This is a genomic window from Klebsiella sp. Lac1 (genome assembly GCF_009825425.1).
Lineage (GTDB): Bacteria > Pseudomonadota > Gammaproteobacteria > Enterobacterales > Enterobacteriaceae > Klebsiella > Klebsiella electrica.
This window is the reverse complement of record NZ_VJZJ01000005.1, coordinates 69519-89215: the sequence shown is the minus strand read 5'-3', so window position 1 is coordinate 89215 and position 19697 is coordinate 69519. Positions and strand designations below refer to the sequence as shown.

Annotated in this window: 18 protein-coding genes and 1 pseudogene; 6 read left to right on the top strand and 13 right to left on the bottom strand. The window is 56.9% G+C overall.

All coding sequences use genetic code 11. The features are described from left to right. Positions 1 to 81 precede the first annotated feature (81 nt). The 6 genes from FNY10_RS26040 to FNY10_RS26015 all read right to left on the bottom strand — a co-directional run bounded on the left by FNY10_RS26040 (position 82) and on the right by FNY10_RS26015 (position 4553). Complete coding sequence (locus FNY10_RS26040; protein ID WP_004099040.1) at positions 82 to 654, bottom strand: hypothetical protein; 573 nt, start codon at positions 652 to 654, stop codon at positions 82 to 84. A 91-nt stretch (positions 655 to 745) separates the two neighbouring features. Next, on the bottom strand, positions 746 to 1714 hold the full coding sequence (locus FNY10_RS26035; protein WP_002118270.1) for a magnesium and cobalt transport protein CorA: 969 nt from the start codon (positions 1712 to 1714) through the stop codon (positions 746 to 748). Further along, positions 1711 to 2415 (bottom strand): glutathione S-transferase N-terminal domain-containing protein, encoded by a 705-nt coding sequence (locus tag FNY10_RS26030; protein ID WP_004099038.1) that lies wholly within the window; start codon positions 2413 to 2415, stop codon positions 1711 to 1713. The genes FNY10_RS26035 and FNY10_RS26030 overlap by 4 nt, the downstream gene beginning before the upstream one ends. A 132-nt stretch (positions 2416 to 2547) precedes the next feature. Further along, the gene (gene msrA / locus FNY10_RS26025; RefSeq protein ID WP_004099036.1) at positions 2548 to 3087 is read right to left on the bottom strand and encodes a peptide-methionine (S)-S-oxide reductase MsrA; all 540 of its coding nucleotides are present in this window, start codon (positions 3085 to 3087) and stop codon (positions 2548 to 2550) included. 1 nt (position 3088) lies between these two features. Beyond that, positions 3089 to 3532, bottom strand: a complete 444-nt coding sequence (gene msrB / locus FNY10_RS26020) for a peptide-methionine (R)-S-oxide reductase MsrB (protein ID WP_004099035.1) — start codon at positions 3530 to 3532, stop codon at positions 3089 to 3091. 145 nt (positions 3533 to 3677) lie between these two features. Continuing rightward, on the bottom strand, positions 3678 to 4553 hold the full coding sequence (locus FNY10_RS26015) for a LysR family transcriptional regulator (RefSeq protein ID WP_011191349.1): 876 nt from the start codon (positions 4551 to 4553) through the stop codon (positions 3678 to 3680). A 228-nt stretch (positions 4554 to 4781) separates the two neighbouring features. Between FNY10_RS26015 and FNY10_RS26010 the strand changes: the two genes are divergently transcribed. The 3 genes from FNY10_RS26010 to FNY10_RS26000 are packed head-to-tail and all read left to right on the top strand — an operon-like array spanning position 4782 to position 7635. Continuing rightward, complete coding sequence (locus FNY10_RS26010; RefSeq protein ID WP_004357650.1) at positions 4782 to 6014, top strand: bifunctional alpha/beta hydrolase/OsmC family protein; 1233 nt, start codon at positions 4782 to 4784, stop codon at positions 6012 to 6014. 32 nt (positions 6015 to 6046) lie between these two features. Next, the gene (gene msrA / locus FNY10_RS26005; RefSeq protein ID WP_011191350.1) at positions 6047 to 6610 is read left to right on the top strand and encodes a peptide-methionine (S)-S-oxide reductase MsrA; all 564 of its coding nucleotides are present in this window, start codon (positions 6047 to 6049) and stop codon (positions 6608 to 6610) included. After that, entirely contained in the window at positions 6610 to 7635 is a 1026-nt protein-coding gene (locus tag FNY10_RS26000; RefSeq protein ID WP_004357654.1) for a zinc-binding alcohol dehydrogenase family protein, read from the top strand. Before msrA (FNY10_RS26005) ends, FNY10_RS26000 begins: the two co-directional genes overlap by 1 nt. Positions 7636 to 8031: 396 nt before the next feature. Here the strand turns inward: FNY10_RS26000 and FNY10_RS25995 are convergent, their stop codons facing one another. After that, positions 8032 to 8526, bottom strand: coding sequence for a MarR family winged helix-turn-helix transcriptional regulator (locus tag FNY10_RS25995; RefSeq protein ID WP_004099028.1), 495 nt, complete (start codon positions 8524 to 8526; stop codon positions 8032 to 8034). 557 nt (positions 8527 to 9083) lie between these two features. Further along, positions 9084 to 9572 carry a YkgB family protein gene (locus FNY10_RS25985; protein WP_004099027.1) on the bottom strand — a complete coding sequence of 163 codons (489 nt, stop codon included), beginning with the start codon at positions 9570 to 9572 and terminating at the stop codon, positions 9084 to 9086. A gap of 297 nt (positions 9573 to 9869) precedes the next feature. Between FNY10_RS25985 and FNY10_RS25980 the strand changes: the two genes are divergently transcribed. Continuing rightward, a complete protein-coding gene (locus tag FNY10_RS25980; RefSeq protein WP_166479491.1) occupies positions 9870 to 10229 on the top strand; it encodes a DUF6314 family protein in 360 nt (119 codons plus the stop codon). A gap of 38 nt (positions 10230 to 10267) precedes the next feature. Here the strand turns inward: FNY10_RS25980 and FNY10_RS25975 are convergent, their stop codons facing one another. After that, positions 10268 to 11227, bottom strand: a complete 960-nt coding sequence (locus tag FNY10_RS25975) for a YeeE/YedE thiosulfate transporter family protein (protein WP_004099025.1) — start codon at positions 11225 to 11227, stop codon at positions 10268 to 10270. Between the two features lie 26 nt (positions 11228 to 11253). Beyond that, a complete protein-coding gene (locus FNY10_RS25970) occupies positions 11254 to 11676 on the bottom strand; it encodes a MarR family winged helix-turn-helix transcriptional regulator (protein ID WP_223296479.1) in 423 nt (140 codons plus the stop codon). A 367-nt stretch (positions 11677 to 12043) separates the two neighbouring features. Here FNY10_RS25970 and FNY10_RS25965 point away from each other — a divergent pair, with 367 nt between their 5' ends. Next, entirely contained in the window at positions 12044 to 13051 is a 1008-nt protein-coding gene (locus FNY10_RS25965) for a LysR family transcriptional regulator (protein ID WP_227666877.1), read from the top strand. Here FNY10_RS25965 and FNY10_RS25960 read toward each other — a convergent pair. After that, a complete protein-coding gene (locus tag FNY10_RS25960) occupies positions 12942 to 13646 on the bottom strand; it encodes an IS6-like element IS26 family transposase (protein ID WP_001067855.1) in 705 nt (234 codons plus the stop codon). The two genes, FNY10_RS25965 and FNY10_RS25960, sit on opposite strands and share 110 nt — an antisense overlap. On the opposite strand from FNY10_RS25960, the gene FNY10_RS27400 reads away from it, so the two are divergent. Beyond that, positions 13637 to 13768 carry a helix-turn-helix domain-containing protein gene (locus tag FNY10_RS27400; RefSeq protein WP_099743461.1) on the top strand — a complete coding sequence of 44 codons (132 nt, stop codon included), beginning with the start codon at positions 13637 to 13639 and terminating at the stop codon, positions 13766 to 13768. The two genes, FNY10_RS25960 and FNY10_RS27400, sit on opposite strands and share 10 nt — an antisense overlap. 1410 nt (positions 13769 to 15178) lie before the next feature. On the opposite strand, the gene FNY10_RS25950 is transcribed toward FNY10_RS27400, so the two are convergent. Both FNY10_RS25950 and FNY10_RS25945 read right to left on the bottom strand, forming a co-directional pair. Further along, positions 15179 to 16654, bottom strand: a complete 1476-nt coding sequence (locus tag FNY10_RS25950) for a YecA family protein (RefSeq protein ID WP_020324153.1) — start codon at positions 16652 to 16654, stop codon at positions 15179 to 15181. Between the two features lie 328 nt (positions 16655 to 16982). Then, a pseudogene (locus tag FNY10_RS25945) lies at positions 16983 to 19577 on the bottom strand (Tn3 family transposase); the annotation flags it as partial. Positions 19578 to 19697: the final 120 nt, after the last annotated feature.

Here is a 19697-nt window from a genome sequence, read left to right as displayed (position 1 = left end):
CTCCTAATTTTCGATGTTCTTAAAGTTCAGCCTGCAGATGTGTGGGCCAGGAAGGCCAGCCTTTCCGGCTAAGCGACACCGCTATTCGTCGCTGATGACGTCTTCGCCCTGGTATGGAACCCTGATCAGCCGAGGATCTCGAATGATGCTCGTGACGAGCCAGACATATTCCTGCTCGGCGGTATCGAAGCCGAGGATGCTGAAGGATTGGCCGAAAGGGCATGGCGGGAAGTCTGGAAAGCCCTCGCGCAGAACGTAACGCTCGGGATCGCTGTGAAACTCGCTCTTGTAGACTTTCCGTAGTCCGTGCTTGCTCGGCGCGTCCTGGTCACCTGCCGGTGCTGTTTCCCGATGCGCCACAAGGCGCTCGGACAAGTCGCGGGGGCAGATTTCGTGGAACACGTCGAAGGCGTCGATCAACAGGCCTTTATGCTCTGTCGCCGGATCGGTGATCGCGTAGATGTTGGAGGCATCTTCGCCGTCGTCCCCGCTCTCGAGGCGCAACGCCGCATCGACGCGAATGCTGCATGCATCGAGGGTTGACCCTAGTTCGAGATCGACGAGATTGCCGTCCTTGACGCGGTATTCGCGGTCATAGCCTTTGGCGATGAATGACTGGACTGCTTCTAGAACGTCGGTCACCTGGGAGGTCATGGAAGCACCTTCATCTTGAACTGGATTGGACACGCTCGCGCACAAAGCGCGCTGTGACTCGGCGGACGGAGAAGCTCGCGAAGTGCGTTACTCATAGCCACTTGGCCTTCTTGAAGCGCATGAACAGGAGAAGGCAGAACACCGCTATCACTCCGAGCACGACGAAGTAGCCATATGGCGTGTCCAGTTCCGGCATGTGCTTGAAGTTCATGCCATATATTCCGGCGATCGCCGTCGGGACCGTCAAGATCGCCGCCCAGGCCGCGAGCTGGCGAGTGACCACACCGATCCTTTGCGCTTCCAGAAGGCTGCTGGCCTCGAAGACCGTGGACAGGACAAGCAGGAGGCCGTCGACCATGGACTGCACGCGGTGGACATGGTCCGCGACGTCGTGGAAATATGGTGTCATTTCGGCGCTGATGCAGGGAAAGTGGCCGCGAACGAGCTTTCGCACCAGCTCGGCCATAGCCCCGAGCGTGCGCTGGAACCGCGTGAGTTCGGACCTTAGTTCGAAGATTCGCGCCACCTCTTCTGGCCCGAGGAAATCGTGCAGCGACCGTCGCTCCATCGCCAGGACGTCGTCCTCGATCATTTCGAAGATGGGCAGATACTGGTCGACCACTCGGTGCAAGATCGCGTGCAGCACATAGTCGACACCCTTGCCGAACTGCGTCGGCGATGCCTCGAGTTGCTCCCGAAGTTTGCCCAGCGCTCCGGCATTGCCGTGCCGCACGGTGATAAGGTGATTGTGACCGGTGAAGATCGCCATCTTGCCGTAGCTGATCCGGTCGCCGACCAGCTCGGCGGTCTGGGCGACGACGTACAACTCATCGTTGTAGACCTCGAGCTTGGGCGGGCACAGCGGGTGCATGGCGTTGTCGATCGCCAAAGGATGGAGGTTATACGTCGTCTGGATCGCGCTGAGTTCGTCTGCGGTGGGCTCGCTAAGCGCGATCCAGCAGAAGCCCGAGCGATTCTCGTTTAGTTCGACGTGCTCATCGAGCCTGATTTCACGGACTCGCTTACCTTCGTTGTAATAATATGCGGCGATAATGGTCATGCAGGCCTCGCAGGAATTCGCAGGCCACGCTGTACAGCCGGTCGCGCCAGCCCGCGTTCGAGCCATGCCTGCACGTTCGAATAGCTGCTTAGGCCGAGGATGTCGCCCGCTGCGTAGAATTCGACCAGCGCATTCACCCAGCCAAACGTCGCAATGTCCGCGATCGAGTAATCATCGACAATCCATTCGCGGCCCTCCAGCCGGTGATCCAGGACCCCGAGAAGACGCCTGGATTCATCAACAAAGCGCTGCCGAGGTCGCTTGTCCTCATAGTCCTTGCCGGCAAATCGCAGGAAAAAGCCTAGCTGTCCGAAGGTCGGCCCAACGCCCGACACCTGAAAGAACACCCAGGCCAGAGTCTCGTACCGCTGGGCGGGTGTTGTTGAGATGAGCTGCCCCGTCTTGTCGGCCAGATAGATGAGGATCGCACCGGTTTCCCATATGCCAATGGGCTGGCCGTCAGGGCCAGCCGGATCGATGATCGCGGGTATGCGGCCGTTGGGATTCAACGACACGAACGCTGGATCCTTCGACTCGTTGTTCGAGATGTCGACGAAGTGGGGCTCATACGGCAGGCCAGTCTCCTCCAGCATCATCGAGACCTTGACGCCGTTGGGCGTGGGGGCCGCGTATAGTTGCAAGCGATCCGGATAAGATGCTGGCCAGCGCTGCGTGATGGGAAAGGAGGAGAGGTCTGTCATATCTGGATCCTGGCACTGCGACGGCGGCTGAATGGAATGATCTGCTTCAAGGCCGGGTTCGACGACCGCGTCGATTGACGCGGTCGTCGGAGGTTGCGAACCGGATCGGCGCGGCACTAACGGCAGCGAAGCCTATTCCGCTGCAGCCCCGGCCGCAGGGCTCACATCGCCGGCCTCATGCCGCTTTGGAAGAACCCAGTCGGGACGGACGAAGTGGCAGGTGTAGCCGCCCGGCCGCTTCTCCAGATAATCCTGGTGATCGGGCTCGGCCTCCCAGAACTCGCCGACCGGCTGGACCTCGGTCACCACTTTGCCATCCCACAGCCCCGAGGCATCCACATCGGCGATCGTATCCTCGGCGACGCGCTTCTGCTCCTCGTCGACATAATAGATGCCCGACCGGTAGGAGAGCCCACGATCATTGCCCTGGCGGTTCAGCGTCGTCGGATCGTGGATCTGGAAGAAGAATTCCAGGATGTGCCGGTAGCTCGTCACTGTCGGGTCGAAGACAATCTCGATCCCCTCGGCATGCGTGCCGTGATTACGATACGTGGCGTTCGGAATATCGCCGCCCGTGTAACCCACACGGGTCGAGATGATGCCGGGCCGCTTGCGGATCAGATCCTGCATGCCCCAGAAACATCCTCCTGCGAGAACAGCGCGCTGATGCATGTTAAGCCTCCTCTACTTGATCGAGATATTCACCGTATCCCTCGGACTCCATCTCGTCGCGCGGGATGAAGCGAAGGGACGCAGAGTTGATGCAGTAGCGCAGACCGCCGCGGTCGGAAGGACCGTCCGGGAAAACGTGGCCCAGATGGCTGTCGGCGTGTACCGACCTGACCTCCGTCCGGACCATGCCGTGTGCACTGTCCCGCACCTCGTTCACGTTTGCCGGAACGATCGGCTTGGTGAAGCTGGGCCAGCCAGTACCCGAATCGAACTTGTCCGTTGAAGCGAACAGCGGCTCTCCCGACACTATGTCGACGTAGATGCCAGGCTCCTTGTTGTCGTTGTGCTCACCCGTGAAGGGCCTTTCGGTCCCCGAATCCTGGGTAATCCGGCGTTGCTCGGGGGTCAGGCGGTCAACTGCTGCCTGTGACTTCTCAAACTTCATGATAGTCTCCAATAATTAATCTAGAGAGCTCGACACACTGTCATTTATCTTTGCAGTCATTGCGCCGACTATAGCATGCGCCCCAGATTTATCCAATACGCTGCGCGTATAGTTTCCATAGCGCCGAAGCTCTTCACGTCGTGATTCAGTTCCACTCATACCGGGCTGCCAGCTGCGCGATGTTCCGTATCTCGACCGTTGCCGTGGAGCCGGATACTGTCGCGATCACGACTTCGCGCTCCAAGACAAATCCGTCGATCGGCCGAGTGACGAGGCCTTGCACGGTCGGCGATCGTTCCGGAAGAATGCATATGGCGTGGCCGTCAGCGACGACCCGTTGCACCCAGTCCTCGCGATCTGATCGAAAGCGAGGTCGCATGAGCAAGTCCCGTCGCGCGAAGTGATCGAGGATCCGATCGCGAAACTCGCATTTCAGGCGATCGACGAAAGGAAACTCGAGCAGGTCTTCGCCGCGCACGATCTCGTTGGCAGCCAAGGGATGGTTTGCAGAACAGCCGAGCACGAAGCGCTCCCGAAATAGAGGATGCACATCCAGCTTGCGTTCCGGTCTTGTTTCACGCGGCATGATGCACGCGTGGTATTTTCCTGAAAGCACCTCCGATGTGTCCTCGTTCGACTGGAGCGAGTGCAGCTTGATTTCGATGGATGGCATCTCCGCCAATGCGCTCTCGAAGAATGCCGTAAATTCCTTTGGTCCGACGGTGGGCGCGACGGCGACATCCAGCACGCGGTGCCCCCCCATCGCCCAGTGCTCCGAGTGATTGCGAACGCTCTTCATCGCGACCACCATGCGCCGGAATTCTGCCTCGACGTCATGGCCAAGGCCAGTCAGGCGGCTGTTCTTCCCGTCGCGATAGATCAGCGGCCCGCCAAGCTCATCTTCCAAGCGGCGGATCGCGCGGGTCAGACTTGGCTGTGACACACCGCTCAAGCGAGCGGCCGCTGTGAAATTCAGCGTCTCGGCCAAGTTGATGAAATAGCTGACTTGATTGAGTTCCATAGTCCTTTGGCCCACGCGCCTGACTGATACCTCTTCCGTGAGACCGCCTTTGGAACGCAGGTCGCAGAAGTATGCTTGGCGCATATAATCATGATATAGGGGCTTGTCTATATGCGCCAGACATATAAATGATAGCCTGAGATGACGATTACCGGTTGGCGGTGCGCTCCGCTCAGCTCCGTCGAAGGTTCTGAGAGCGCAACCGCCAAGCCGCGTGCTGGAGGTTTGATGGACATGGCAGGAAGATCATTTACGTTTGTCAGTGGGGCTGGCTCTCCGCTGTCCGGGCACCTCGAACCGCCGGAAGGGACGCCGCGGGGCTGGGCGATCTTCGCCCACTGCTTCACGTGCGGGAAAGACAGTCGCGCCGCTGTTCACATCTCGCGCGCGCTGTCGCGTGCGGGCATCGGGGTCTTGAGGTTCGATTTCGCCGGGACCGGGATCGGCGGTGGGACGGGAGAACCTGTGAACTTCGCGTCGGACGTCGAGGACCTTCGGGCCGCCGCAAATGCGATGGCGGCGGCGGGCATGTCACCGTCCCTCCTCGTCGGGCACAGCCTGGGTGGCACCGCTGCGATCGTAGCCGCCGCCGACATGCCTGATATTGCGGCGGTAGCGACGATTGGTGCGCCGGCCGACCTTCAGCATATCTTGCGCCTCTTCGGACCGAATGATCTGGACACCATCGCGAGCGAGGGCGAGGCCTCGGTGGAGATTGCCGGTAGGCCCTTCCTCATTCGCCGAGGGTTCCTTGAGGCGGTTGAGGGGATCGACGTCGAGAAGGCCATTGCCTCCCTGCGACGGCCGGTGCTGGTCATGCACTCTCCGCTGGATCAGGTGGTCGGCATCGACCACGCGTCGCGCATCTTCGTCGCGTCCAGGCACCCTAAAAGCTTCATCTCGCTCGACAACGCGGATCACCTTCTCACCGACGTCGCGGACGCGAACTACGCCGCGGCCATGGTGGCGGTTTGGGCGAGCCGCTTTCTCCCACCACTCAGCGCGGATCTTCCGCAGGTCGAGGTTGCGGAGGGCGTCGTCTCCACCGAAACTCTTGCAGGGACGTTCCAGCTCAAGGTCCGCAGCGGCGAGCACACTCTGTTCGCCGACGAGCCAGCATCGGTCGGTGGCCTCGGGACCGGACTATCTCCCTACGAACTCGTATCTGCCGGCCTCGCAGCCTGCACGGTGATGACGATGCGTCTCTATGCGAACCGCAAGGGCTTTCCGCTCGAACGGGCGAGCACGACCGTGCAGCACGAGAAGGTGCCGGACATGATGCCACCCGACCGGTTCACCCGCACCATTGTCCTCGATGGGCCGCTGAGTGATGATCAGCGCGCTCGGATCCTCGCGATCGCTGATCGGTGTCCCGTCGATCTGAGTCTCATCCGGGGTTCGGACGTGCAGACCGAGCTCTTGAGCGCCAGTCAGGCTGCGGATCCCGCGAGGCTGGCTTGACCGTGGCGCACACGGAGGAGGGCGAACGGACTGTGAGCCAATCGCCTACCGGCAATAGGGCGGCCGCGACAGAGCGAGCAATTCTCGCAGGCGGCTGCTTCTGGGGCATGGAGGATTTGCTGCGCCGAGCCAGGGGAGTCATTTCGACGCGTGTCGGTTACACAGGCGGAGAAATGCCTGATCCGACCTACGCGAGACATTACGGCCATGCGGAAGCAGTGGAAGTGACCTTCGACCCTTCCGTTCTCGCCTATCGCTCGCTCTTGGAACTCTTCTTCCAGATACATGACCCCACGACCTACGAGCAACAAGGCAGCGATGTCGGTCCGAGCTATCGATCGGCGATTTTCTACACCACCGAAGTGCAGAAGGAAGTCGCCCTCACAACCATCGCGGAAATCGAGGCATCAGGAAGCTGGCCAGGCCCGGTCGTGTCGGAGATCAACCCAGAAGAACCCTTTTGGGAGGCGGAGCCAGAGCACCAAGAATACCTGGTGCGCTATCCTGGGGGCTATAGCTGCCACTTCGTGCGCCCGACCTGGCGGTTGGACCGCTCAGACGAACGCCCAGCTGTAATACTTGACAGAAAGAGTTGATGATGACCGAAACCGTGACTAATCAGGCCGCCTGGCAGAAAGCGCCGGGGCAGCCACTGAGGATCGGTGTCACCGCTCTGCCGCATCTGGCGGCGAACGAGATATTGATCCGCAACGCGGCCATCGCGATCAACCCACTCGACTGGATTCTGCAGGACGTCGCGCTTTTGCCATGGCTCGACTATCCCGCGATTCTCGGCAGCGACGTCTCCGGTGAGGTCGCGGCGGTCGGTGGCGCGGTCGAGCGGTTCAAGGTCGGCGATCGAGTCATCGGACAGGCGGTCGGGACAACCGTAAATCAACCTGCGCAGGGTGCGTTCCAGCACCACACGATCGTGCTGGACCACATGGCGGCGCCGATCCCCAACAACATTGCCTTCGCTGATGCGGCAGTCCTCCCGCTTGGCCTTGGCACCGCCGCAAGCGGGCTCTACGGACGGACACAGTTGGCTCTCGCGCCACCGTTACACTCGCCGACCGCGCGTCCAGAGGTCGTTCTGGTCTGGGGTGGATCGTCGAGCGTTGGCTGCAACGCCATCCAGCTCGCGGTGGCGTCGGGCTACAGGTGCGTCGCCACCGCTTCGGCGCGCAACGTCGGCCTGTTGAAGGAGCTGGGTGCAAGCGAGGTTCTTGACCACTCGAGTCCAGCCATCGTGGAAGACGTGATTGAGGCAATGCGCGGGCGCAGTCTCGCTGGAACGCTTCACGCGACCGGTCACATGAAAGACTGTTTTGCCGTAGTTGCGAGATGCGAGGGCTCGCGCCGGGTGGCAGCGACGCTGGCCCCGCCCGACGAGCGTTCATTTGGAGTCGAGGCGACGCACATCTCCGGGACGAGCCTCAAGGATGACGAGGTTGGTCCAATGATCTACCGCGAATTCCTGCCGCAGGCTCTCGCGGCGCGCACGTTCGTCCCCGCCCCTCCGGCGAAGATCGTGGGCCAGGGCCTTGAAATGCTCCAGGCTGCCTTGGAAGCCCTGAAGGCGGGTGTATCCGCAGCGAAAATCGTCGTTACCCTGCCTTGAGTGACCAGCCAGGCGGTTTTTCGCGTTCGCAGTCTGAGGTGGCCCGCACTTTGCCGATTGGGAAGCTCTACCGGGAAAACGCGTTTGGGACGCGCGCTGCGCTCCTGCCGGAGCATGCGTTCCCGAAACCTGTTCCCGACTGCTTTTCCCCGAAACTACCTATCGGACATAGAGAAATGGGAATGCAGCGAGTGGTTTGAACGGCCGCTTCCGAAACCGCGTTCCGATCAATTGAGCGGCTAAAAGTGGGGCGATCACCGACATATTAGAATGAGACCGCCATGCCCGATCGGCCGGCTTGACGCGTAGCCAAAAGAATGCGGCTGATGGTAGGCTCGCTGACATTATGAAGCCCCGCCATCTGAGCAGCGTTGAGCTGCCGCAATTGCGAGTCTCCTACGCGTCGTCGTTCTTCTCGCGGTCCACACCTCGCTCATGCAATTCGGCATCGACGGGGCAGTTCGTGCAGCCCTCGTAGCAGCACAAGCGGCAGATGCGGTATGACTGCTCGAGGTTTTCCAAGCGATTTCGGAGAACGCGTTCAGCGATGTCCGATAAGGTTTTCAGTTCGTCTGGATTAAGGATCGATAGCCCTTCGGCAATCACTTGATCGCGCGAGGCCAGGACCTCGTCGCTCGCGACCTTGCCAGTTGGAGTAAGATAGAGGGATCGCGCGCGCCCGTCTGTCGAATGCTCCCTACGCTCGATCAATCCCTCGCTTACCAATCTATCCACCAGGCGAACAGTTCCAGCATGTGAAAGGCCCACCCCGATCGCAAGCATACGGATCGAGAGCCCGGGCTTGTGCGCGAGCAACGCCAGCGCTGAGGCGGCGGGTCCAGCTTCCGGCGCCCGCGATGAACTAGCGCGAACGATGTCGTCGCTGATCATGAGTGCGAACGCCCCGAAAATGTTTCGATCTCGAGGTCCATCCATTGCCACATCTATATGTGCGCGGAGCATAGACAGCAAGCCATACCGTGGTCCTCTTCCTCCGCGCGGCTTGTGGAAAATGTCCTGTTTTAGAAGGGTTTCGGAGGATTTCGACTGATCGAGCGCGCCGAAAAAAACGGGTCCGGCTCGTTAAGGCCGCGGAACCGTTGATACCTGGCGGCTATAGGGCAAGCCTTTTCGCTCGGAATCGCCGTAGGTCGCGCCCGAGAATCACTCCGCGTCAGCGCTGTCATCCAGGCCGCGCAGGTGCAGATCAGCGAGACCTAGCTTGCCCCCGGCGTCGCACTTCCATCGTGTCACCGCGCGCGATCACGATTGTATCAATCCCATTGAGGAACAGTCCGTGCTCCACGACGTCGGGGATTGCGGCGAAACGGGCGAAGACCGCGTCGCCATGCAGCTGAGCGCCTCCGGGCTCGATATCGCGACGGAGCATCCATGCCCCGCGGAGGTTCTGCAGGATTTGCACGCCCGCCGTCACGAGAGGACCACAGTCACGAGAGCACAAGCGCCCCTCTGTGGCGGACCGAAGCACGCAGCAGCACGAGGGACGCCGCTAGCAGAACTGCGTCCTTCAGTAGAAACTGCCCTGGTGCAGCCGAAATCGCAGGAAAGCCGCCGGCAGTCTGCTCCGCGACACCTGGAGTGGTGATGAAAAAGGTCAGCGTGATCAGATAGGTCGCTGCTGACATTAGTGCGCCTAGCGCAGAGAAGAGTGGACGAAATGCACCAAGGATCAGAACGAGACCGGTCGATAACTCGATAACGCCGATGAAATAGCTTTGCCCCTGCGTCCCGAACATGCCGAGCCAATTCATGATCGGGCTGTGTTCGATAAACGGGGCGATACCATAGGCCTCGTACGCTGTGAACTTCATCGCGCCGAACCACAGAAATACGATCACGAGAGCCCATCTAAGCAGGCCAAGATCCCTCCGACCGTGCTCGGGGACAAGAAATTCATAACGGTCGAAAATGCTCATCTAAAATTCCTCAACAGTGGTCCCGTGGGAACGTCACGAACGTCGTCTACGTGCTTCGGGCAGGCGTTGCAGTATATGCGCGACGCATATACCATATACTAATAAGCGAGATATGTCGAGCGGCTGGCTCGCGCTTCGCTGCCTCACGAAGCCATCCTCATCGGCGATGCCTTTACCCAGCAAACGCGCGACCTTTGCGGGATTTTGACTTGATGGGGCTGGCGCTCCGGGTGGGCCTATAGCCCGTTGGCAAACGTCCAGCCTGTACGGATGGACGCGGCCCTGGACGAGATAACCATGCCCACCGAAATCGTAGCAGCGATCGGCGAAGGCGCGCTCGCTTATCGAGAGAGCGGCATTCTCTCACTGGCAGATGGCAGAGTATTCTCCGCGTGCCGGCAGTATCGCTATCGCTTGAGCGAGGACAGTGTTGTCGTCGAGTTCGCAGACGGACCTCATATCGGGACGCAGTTCCTCAGCTTGAGTTTCTCGCGGACGGATACCGGGTTGGAAGCGAGTGGCGTCTATGCCTGCGGAGACGACACCTACCATGCAACCTACAGGATTCTGGGGCCGGCGGCCTTTGAAGTGGTCATCATGGTCCAAGGGCCTGCAAAGGCATACGAGCTAGTCAGCCGATATTCCCGGTCGGGATAAATGCTCATGTCAGGAGGGCAAGTCCTCTGTTGCCCTTATCATGGCCGTGAAAGGCAGCGCCGGAATAACTTACCACGCGCTGCAAATCCGAAGACGATTGTCGTCGTCATCAGAAGGTAGGCGACTATCCCACCAGGTGAAAGAGTCGGAACCGCTGCGAGGATCAACCCATCATTCCCGCCGGGTATGAGCGCGATGCCGATACCCATCAATGTGCCGCCGACGACAGATCGCAGAATGCCATTGGCTGTCGGCAGTTGGAGACGCAGATTGCCTTGGCGAAAGGAGGCGGTTAGGGCGCCTGCGATCGAAGAGATCACCGCAGTGAGCGCGACCTCGCCGGCCGGGGACATTCTGAGAGGAAGGGCGCGTTGAATCACGTCTGCGAAGGTCCAGGCCGGCGAGAGTGCATATAGAAGTCCGCCAGTGATACCGAGTCCAATCATCGAAGCGCCGAACGACCAACCCGGCTTTGTTCGCAGAACGCTCTTCGTGGAAACGAAAACGAGTGCCAGCACGAGCACAACTAGGAAGGCTAGGAGAGTAACGAGGCCTGTTGCGCTCGGTTTGGAGATTAAGCTTGGCCATGTTGAATCGTAGCCGAACCTGCCATGGTCGGCAGCCAAGATACCAATCGTTAATCCCAAGGGTAGAGCTAGAAGTCGCATCTCCCCATCCCCAAGCCGCGCCAGCGATCCGAGCAGGCATGTGTCATTAATGAGTGCGCCGAGGCCGAAGGCGATGGCGCCGATGAGCAGGAGGAAATTGATGCTGGTCGAGGGTGCGAGTGTTGCGCCCAGTGTTCCCGTCCAGACTATCGGGACCGCAACCAGGCCTGCCGCTGCCGACGCTGCGAGAAATCCGACGAACATTTTCGGCGGCTGTCTTCTGTGTAACTCATGAGCGGCCACCACTAAACAGGTTCCGCCTTGGTTCGCCGCATATCCGAACCCGAAGGCAAGTACGCATAGAAGAAGTTCGAGCGCAAACGATCCCATTATTTCAAGCCTGCCTGATCATATCGTCAGCCTTCTGATGCGACGTTCCAGCGTGGCGAGCGCCCCGGCTTAGCTTTACCACGGGAAGGCGCGATCCTGCTGTAGCCGCACAGATGGCAAAGGCTGACCGAGCCATCTTTGTCGAAGCCGTTTGCCACAAGGAGCCGCTCCGACAGCATGCCTAGAATGTCGAGGTCATTGGGCGACAGGGGCGAAATACATTCGGAGATCACCTGCTCCCGTGCCTTGAGCAAGGCGTCCGTTATCTTCTTCCCCGAATTGGTGAGGTGAATGAAGCGCGCCCGCCTGTCGGTGATTTGTCTTCGTCGTTCCACCAACTGTTCGCGCTCGAGCCTATCGATCAATCGCACCGTCCCGGCATGAGAAAGCCCGATCGAGGTAGCCAAAACGCTGATCGGCAGTCCGGGCTCCATGCTGAGTAACACCATCACGGCGGTCCCCGGGCCGCTTGGTGAAAACGAGGCCGAGACACTGGCGATGCTGTCTGCAACGGCCAACGCGAGTGCACCTAAATGGTACTTGGCGACCTCAGGCTCCATACCGCAAGAATATATGCTTCGCGCATAGACTTCAAGCGTGTGAAAATGTATGACCGCCGCATGCATCTATGACAGATTCGGACATGGTCATGCTCATTGAGGGGCTCAGCTCGGATTCCACATCTGAGATCAACGGACGTGCTCGTTCCCCAGGCGCTAGCGGGGGTGGGCTCGATGAAAGTGGACGTGCATGGGTGCCGCTCACCGGGCGCAGGCGGTTCGCCGATGAGACCGCCGGTATGATCGGACGGGTCTCATGCCCGACCTGACTCTTGATCTCCGATACCTGAAGTACGCCGTTCAGGTCGCCGAGGCCGGCAGCTTCCGCCGAGCGGCGGAGCGCCTATCGATATCGCAATCCACCGTCAGCCGACGTGTGCAGCTGTTTGAGCGCCAACTTGGCTTTTCTCTCTTCAAGCGTACGCGAGCGGGGGCAGGGCTGACTCCAGAAGGTGAGCGCTTCCTTCAACAAGCGGTGGTGGGAGCGCGCTACCTTCGTAACGCCGCAACGGAGATCCGCTCCGCGCGGAAACTCAAGACCGGGCTCGTGAGGTTTGGAATGCTTGAAGCGTTCCCGGCGTGCCCGATCATCAACATTCTCTCGGCATTCAGAAATAGACATCCGACGATCGAGGTAAAGCTTGAGGAAGGCACTTCAGAAGAAAACACTTTGGGGGTGAAGCGCGGATTACTGGACGCAGCAATCAGCCTGAGTGCGAGCAAGAGCCCTCAGTTCCAAGTTCGACGTCTCTGCGAACCAGATCTGTTCGTGGCATTGTCCCCGCTTCACGAGTTGGCAGCACGGCCACAGCTGTCGTGGGAGGACGTTTGTGACGAAGTCTTCCTCGTTCGCTCGGATGGCGCTGGGCGTGAGCTCGCTGGCATACTCCGGCGCATGGTGGGCGCCGGAGACGGAGCGGTTCAACTCTCGATCCAACAAGTCAGCCGAGAAACCCTGCTGACGATGGTCGAACAGGGCTTCGGCTTGACCATCACCAGCGTGATCTACCGGCCGGATATCGCGTTGATCCCGCTCCCATCGGCGCGGGCGCCGACGGCCGCTATAATTTCTTCCAGTGACAACGACAACCCGACTCTGCCGGGCACTGTTGCAAAGTTAGCGATGAGGCAGCCTTTTGTCTTATTCAAAGGCCTTACATTTCAAAAACTCTGCTTACCAGGCGCATTTCGCCCAGGGGATCACCATAATAAAATGCTGAGGCCTGGCCTTTGCGTAATGCACGCATCACCTCAATACCTTTGATGGTGGCGTAAGCCGTCTTCATGGATTTAAATCCCAGCGTGGCGCCGATTATCCGTTTCAGTTTGCCATGATCGCATTCAATCACGTTGTTCCGGTACTTAATCTGTCGGTGTTCAACGTCAGACGGGCACCGGCCTTCGCGTTTGAGCAGAGCAAGCGCGCGACCATAGGCGGGCGCTTTATCCGTGTTGATGAATCGCGGGATCTGCCACTTCTTCACGTTGTTGAGGATTTTACCCAGAAACCGGTATGCAGCTTTGCTGTTACGACGGGAGGAGAGATAAAAATCGACAGTGCGGCCCCGGCTGTCGACGGCCCGGTACAGATACGCCCAGCGGCCATTGACCTTCACGTAGGTTTCATCCATGTGCCACGGGCAAAGATCGGAAGGGTTACGCCAGTACCAGCGCAGCCGTTTTTCCATTTCAGGCGCATAACGCTGAACCCAGCGGTAAATCGTGGAGTGATCGACATTCACTCCGCGTTCAGCCAGCATCTCCTGCAGCTCACGGTAACTGATGCCGTATTTGCAGTACCAGCGTACGGCCCACAGAATGATGTCACGCTGAAAATGCCGGCCTTTGAATGGGTTCATGTGCAGCTCCATCAGCAAAAGGGGATGATAAGTTTATCACCACCGACTATTTGCAACAGTGCCTTGCTAAGCGCTTCAACGTTTCTCGCATGACTATTTATCGCTACACCACAAAATCATGAATGACCGCAGCATGGCGGTTTTATTTTCTTATGCCGTCAGGGCATGGAAGGCGACCACGCCGGAGTTAAACGGGCACCGGCCGCAAATCGCCGGAAACCGCAATGCTGAACGTATCGCCCGACCCAGCCCCCTCCCTGCAAAGCCCTAATCCCGCTCACCGCCACACAGCTGCCGTACGTCCCCCACGGGGGTGCGCAGTGGGCGCCGCGCGCCTGCGCGCGGGAACGGCGGCCCGCCTTCGGGTCGCGGCGCCGTACTGCGCGTTAGCGGCCGCACGCGGCCGGTTACGGGGGACACTACGCCATACGACAAGCGACCCGCTGAGCTGCACAATCCACGGATAACACAAGCTACATACATGTCGATATGGGAATCCGCCCATCTTGCCGGGCGCCGCTGTCGTGTGGGAATCGGCCCACCTTGCCGGGCGCCGCTGCCGTGTGGAAATCCGCCCATCTTGCCGGGCGCCGCTGCCGTGTGGGAATCCGCCCATCTTGCCGGGCGCCGCTGCCGTGTGGGAATCGGCCCACCTTGCCGGGCGCCGCTGCCGTGTGGGAATCGGCCCACCTTGCCGGGCGCCGGTGCTGTGTGGAAATCCGCCCATCTTGCCGGGCGCCGCTGCCGTGTGGGAATCGGCCCACCTTGCCGGGCGCCGCTGCCGTGTGGGAATCGGCCCACCTTGCCGCGCGCCGGTGCTGTGTGGAAATCCGCCCACCTTGCCGGGCGCTGCTGTCGTGTGGGAATCGGCCCACCTTGCCGCGCGCCGGTGCTGTGTGGGAATCGGCCCTCCTTGCCGGGCGCCGCTGCCGTGTGGGAATAGGCCCACCTTGCCGGGCGCCGCTGCCGTGTGGAAATCCGCCCACCTTGCCGGGCGCCGCTGCCGTGTGGAAATCCGCCCACCTTGCCGGGCGCTGCTGCCGTGTGGAAATCCGCCCACCTTGCCGGGCGCCGCTGCCGTGTGGAAATCCGCCCACCTTGCCGGGCGCTGCTGTCGTGTGGGAATCGGCCCACCTTGCCGGGTGCGTAATTGCATCGGACTTGACTACCCATTTGCATTTTACTTGGTGACCGTTTGCAGATTACTTGGTGACCGTTTGCAGATTACTTGACCATCACCAACTAAATCTGTCCCATTAGATTTAGTTGGCGTAAGGCCTTACATCTTAACGGCTGCTGTGTGCCAGAAGCGGACGTTATAGGAAGCAATCTTTTGCCGGATTCGGTAAAACCCCAATTTTTCCGAACCGCACTCGTCCCCGCGCCGTTGTGGCGCTGATAACTACATGTAGTGGTTTTCTCAGATGCTGCCGATACTACATACAGCGGGTGCGGGGGAACCCGCAGGCCAACACTAGGGCAGAACGCGCCGGTTTCTCTGCCGCGCCATTACCGTTATACATACAATAATGCTAATTATTCGCACCATGGCACTTTTTAAATTTAACACCGGAGCCACATGGACAAGGTGTATTCCGCCCTATTTTTTCACCTTTTGATATAACTGATTTAAAGTTATCGCTCTTTGTCGTTTTAGTAGGTAAAAAATCACTTAGTATTTTGTATTCTCTTGATAATCTTTTGGCTTTTTCATTTTGCTCTTTGGTAAATTTCTCTGGGGATATGCTATATATTAGGTCTTCAGATCTTCCTTCTGTATTTTGCGGCTCTGTTGCAATAGTAATTAATTTTTTAATATGTCTGTATTTATTAAAGGCAACCTCAGCATAAGCATTTATATAAGATATACGTTGAATTCTGTAATCAGAGTAACTCAACTTGCTATCGTTAGGAAAAAAAAGGAATAAGTAAAACTTTCCAGGCTCATCGATTGATTCGACCATTCTTGACGTTCTTAGATGAGGCTGAGTTGTTTTTAATTTCTCTTTAAAGTTCTTTGAAAGGTAATATCTAGATTGCCTACTTTCTTTGGCTAATTCTCTAACACCTAATTCATGTGTAGAAAATTCAATTTCACTAAAAAAACCAACGTTAGCTGACAATATACTTGTCGAGAAGTTGTGGATTAGGTTATCCCAGAAAACGCTACCCTTTTTCATTGAGAGCTGATATTGATAATTGAAAGTGGTTTTATAGTTTTTCCATTCACCTTCCGGTATGGTCATCCCTTGATCGTTTCCAATAATTTCTTTTGATATTATGGTTTTATCACCCATAATGTAAGCAGCAAGAGTCTCTTCTTCCCCAGCGCTGACCAATAATGTTCTTTCTCTTACAACCCTCTCTTTTTCGTTAAGGTAGCCAATGAAATCAGTTGCTGTGTTTAACTCGGTTAACAGTAGTTTTAGGGCAGTCTCATCAAGTATATGGACAAAAGTCTTATCAGGATAAACGTCTCCGACACAAAATGGATTTTCTAGACATTGATGGGCGTTTAAAGGAAATATGTTAACTAAAGTAGCAGAGCTGCCTTTTTCTATTTTGTCAAAGTACGAGATCGCCGGATCTGAAATATTATTAGTGACGGCCACCAAATGAAAATTAAAAGAATTATCTATTTTAATGGGGAGGTTAACTGAGCATTCTTTGTCAACAAAAAGTCTTTCGGGATGATCTTTTATAAACTTCTCTGCGCCAAATAACTGTGTGCAAGACTGTATGACTGATTTTTTAAACCATCTCTGCCATGCAACCTTAGGATCTTTGTTTTTATTGTATGTAATAGCTTTATCGGAAAAAATTATTATATCTTTATCAAAAATAACTAATAAGTCACTAACTTCTTTCCCAATTTTATTTTTAGAGTAACCCTCATCGCTATAAACATTAGGATAAGACCAAAGACCAAAAAAAGCATCATCAGCGAACTCTATCAGTTTTTCTTCTGACTGAGTGAATCCGCTACCCCTGATTATTTTTCTAAGCATAAAACTCCATCCCCCTGCGTTGCGTGTAAGAGTCTTGTCAGTTGATAGTACACAAGTCACTGGAGACTGACATCTTTTACAATATGTTCAGGTAGGGTGATAACTAATGCACCTATCAGCCTAGGGAGTATCTATGTTCGGTAAAACGCCAAGTCTGCAAATTCTCACCTTAAAACTCTGCATTATTCGGTAAAACCCTAATTTTGCCGAAAAAAAGCCGCCCCGAAGGACGGCTATAAACCTTTCAGTTTTGCCCGTTCAGGCTTTCACCTTCACAGACTCCGGCACCATTAAAGGGGTTTGAGAGCCAATGGAACGAAAACGTACGCTAAGAAGTTAATTCATTGTTTAAATTGAAATTTAGTTCTCTCAGTTCCCCCTTCAAAATATCCTCCGGTAGCGTAAACGTATAATGCCCCAGCATATTGATATGCCCGTGCATCAGTGGGGACAACCGGGCGATATCTTCAACCCCGATTTCTTCTCCATTACTGCGTATCCAGCTCAGGGCTTCCTGCATATAAAGTGTGTTCCACAGTACCACTGCGTTAGTGACCAGGCCCAGTGCCCCCAGCTGATCTTCCTGACCTTCACGATAGCGCTTTCTGATCTCACCGCGCTGCCCGTAGCAGATCGCCCTCGCCACAGCATGGCGGCCTTCCCCCCGGTTTAGCTGCGTCAGGATCCGCCGACGATAATCCTCATCATCAATATAATTAAGAAGGTACAGCGTCTTGTTGACGCGCCCCACTTCCATGATCGCCTGTGCCAGCCCTGATGGGCGCGAGCTTTTCAGCAAAGAGCGAATGAGTTCTGAAGCATGAATGGTGCCCAGTTTCAGCGAACCGGCGGTTCGCATCATCTCATCCCACTGATCCTCGGCTTTCGACAGATCGGCACAACCACGTGCCAGTTCGTCCAGTGCACCGTAATTTGCCGATTTATCCACTCGCCAGAATACCGCTTCACCGGCATCGGCAAGCCGGGGGGAAAACTGGTATCCCAGCAGCCAGAAGAGGCCAAAAATAATGTCGCTGGTACCGGCTGTGTCTGTCATGATCTCAACCGGATTCAGCCCTGTCTGCTGCTCCAGAAGGCCTTCCAGCACAAAAATGGAATCTCGTAATGTGCCGGGGACAACGATGCCGTGGAATCCAGAGTACTGATCAGAGACGAAGTTGTACCAGGTGATGCCACGTCCGGAACCAAAATATTTTCTGTTAGGTCCTGAATTGACGGTTTTCACCGGCGTGACAAAGCGCATGCCATCAGCTGAAGCCACTTCGCCACCACCCCAGCGGCCAGCAAGCTCCAGTGTGGACTGAAAATCAACCAGGCGGGCATTGGCGCTGACCAGCGTTTCTGCCCGGAGGTAATTCTGTTTTACCCAGCTAAGCCGGTGGCGCGTCAGCGCCGGTATATTGTGCTTTATCAGCGGTTCCAGCCCGATATTGCAGGCCTCTGCCATCAGGACCGCGCACAGGCTGATGTGCAGATCCTGTGCCCGGGCCCCGGATTCACTGACATGCGTAAACTCACGTGTAAATCCCGTTCTGGCATCTATTTCAAGCAACAGTTCCGTCAAATCTACTGGCGGGAGTAGCAGCCTTACCCGACTGTTGAGACGATGCAACGATGTTGGCTCCTCCAGTTTCTCCAGGCTGCTGATAGTCAGGGAAGGATGTTTACCGTCATGGCAAATATGAACCTCCGCATTTCCTTCAAAGCGGGATGCGACGGTTTTCCAGGTTTCATCTAGCTGGACCGCCAACTGTTGCACGCCTTTATGTCCATCAGTGGGATGTCCCAGCGCCCGGCAAACGGGGACCCGCTGAGCCTGCCATTCTTCCCCCTGCAACAGCTTCTCGCGGGGATTTCCCCAGCGATCGCTGTTTTCGAGCCAGATGTCCCTTCGACGTAGTGCATCCTGAAGGCGCTCCAGCAGACAAAGCGAGTAACCGGCACGCTGTATCCGGCCCTCCGCATCGTATACCAGGCGTTTCCAGGGGCCGGTAATAATATGTTCAGGCGCATTGTCCAGGATGCGCTTTTTCGAGCAGTTCAGTTCGGTCAGATAATGAATGGCGGACAACGTATGTTCTCCGGCTGGCGCTGCCTGGAAATGCAGGTCGCGCAATACCGCCGGAAGAAAGCGCTTTACCCGCCCGTACTGCTCCACCATTTCGTCATGGAAATTGTTGTTCTGAGGCCGGGCCAGCTCATTTACCTTGCAGACGGATTCTGCCAGCCTGCTTTTCGGTATGCTGTTGAATATGGTCTCCCTCAGTTCAGCATCGTCAGCCTGTTCATCCAGCAACAATGAACATGCCCGCGCCAATATTAGCGCAGCACGATCAAGATCTTTAAGCGTCCTGAGCCGTTTTTTCTGCCCCGTTTTCTTCGCCGCACGAGTGATATCCAGTATCAGCATATCGAGCACATCAACGGCCTCATCCAGCGCCGCAGTCTCCTGCGCTTTAACGAATGCTGTGAGTACGGCCAGTTTTCTCTGCTGTGGCATTCGCGCGATATATTTTACCGACGCCATGCCTGCGTAACGGGCCAAATTACGCAGTTGTATAGCAGGCAGACCGGTAAAATTCAGTCGGGAAAATTCCAGGTTTCGCAGCCGGATATACCGCTCCAGCGCTTCGGTAAATGCCGGGCCGCTGACGGTGACCGGTCCCTTTTTCAGTTGCTCCAGCGGTGAAGTACGCTGCCCCTCAGGAATGTCCAGAAGCTCCGTCACGCGGGCGGTCTGCCAGCTGTCCGGCAACGCGGCCAGTTTCTTCCACAGCCGCTGATTTGCCCGTTCGCGTATTTCACTGACGAGACGTACAAGTGTGGTTGCTCCGGGCAGCAGGACCTTATTCTGAAGCAGCCACGCGGTGGCAAAATCAAACATAAGGCCGGGTCGCTCATTACGGGGTTAGAGGGCCAGTCGTGTAAAAAACCACGTTAGCCGACTATTTATTTGAATAACATAATATTTTAACTGATATGCCAGCGTTCATCCTGACTTATCTGAACAGGGCTCCGCCTG

Excerpts from the sequence above, each read along its gene's own strand:
- FNY10_RS25960 (WP_001067855.1), bottom strand. The coding sequence starts at position 13,646 with ATGAACCCATTCAAAGGCCGGCATTTTCAGCGTGACATCATTCTGTGG.
- FNY10_RS27400 (WP_099743461.1), top strand. The coding sequence starts at position 13,637 with ATGGGTTCATGTGCAGCTCCATCAGCAAAAGGGGATGATAAGTTTATC.
- msrB (WP_004099035.1), bottom strand. The coding sequence starts at position 3,532 with ATGAAGTTTGAGAAGTCACAGGCAGCAGTTGACCGCCTGACCCCCGAG.
- FNY10_RS25995 (WP_004099028.1), bottom strand. The coding sequence starts at position 8,526 with ATGATCAGCGACGACATCGTTCGCGCTAGTTCATCGCGGGCGCCGGAA.
- FNY10_RS26040 (WP_004099040.1), bottom strand. The coding sequence starts at position 654 with ATGACCTCCCAGGTGACCGACGTTCTAGAAGCAGTCCAGTCATTCATC.
- FNY10_RS25980 (WP_166479491.1), top strand. The coding sequence starts at position 9,870 with ATGCCCACCGAAATCGTAGCAGCGATCGGCGAAGGCGCGCTCGCTTAT.
- FNY10_RS26015 (WP_011191349.1), bottom strand. The coding sequence starts at position 4,553 with ATGGAACTCAATCAAGTCAGCTATTTCATCAACTTGGCCGAGACGCTG.
- FNY10_RS25950 (WP_020324153.1), bottom strand. The coding sequence starts at position 16,654 with ATGCTTAGAAAAATAATCAGGGGTAGCGGATTCACTCAGTCAGAAGAA.
- FNY10_RS25965 (WP_227666877.1), top strand. The coding sequence starts at position 12,044 with ATGCCCGACCTGACTCTTGATCTCCGATACCTGAAGTACGCCGTTCAG.
- FNY10_RS26035 (WP_002118270.1), bottom strand. The coding sequence starts at position 1,714 with ATGACCATTATCGCCGCATATTATTACAACGAAGGTAAGCGAGTCCGT.
- FNY10_RS26010 (WP_004357650.1), top strand. The coding sequence starts at position 4,782 with ATGGACATGGCAGGAAGATCATTTACGTTTGTCAGTGGGGCTGGCTCT.
- FNY10_RS25985 (WP_004099027.1), bottom strand. The coding sequence starts at position 9,572 with ATGAGCATTTTCGACCGTTATGAATTTCTTGTCCCCGAGCACGGTCGG.
- FNY10_RS26030 (WP_004099038.1), bottom strand. The coding sequence starts at position 2,415 with ATGACAGACCTCTCCTCCTTTCCCATCACGCAGCGCTGGCCAGCATCT.
- msrA (WP_004099036.1), bottom strand. The coding sequence starts at position 3,087 with ATGCATCAGCGCGCTGTTCTCGCAGGAGGATGTTTCTGGGGCATGCAG.
- FNY10_RS26000 (WP_004357654.1), top strand. The coding sequence starts at position 6,610 with ATGATGACCGAAACCGTGACTAATCAGGCCGCCTGGCAGAAAGCGCCG.
- FNY10_RS25975 (WP_004099025.1), bottom strand. The coding sequence starts at position 11,227 with ATGGGATCGTTTGCGCTCGAACTTCTTCTATGCGTACTTGCCTTCGGG.
- FNY10_RS25970 (WP_223296479.1), bottom strand. The coding sequence starts at position 11,676 with ATGGTGTTACTCAGCATGGAGCCCGGACTGCCGATCAGCGTTTTGGCT.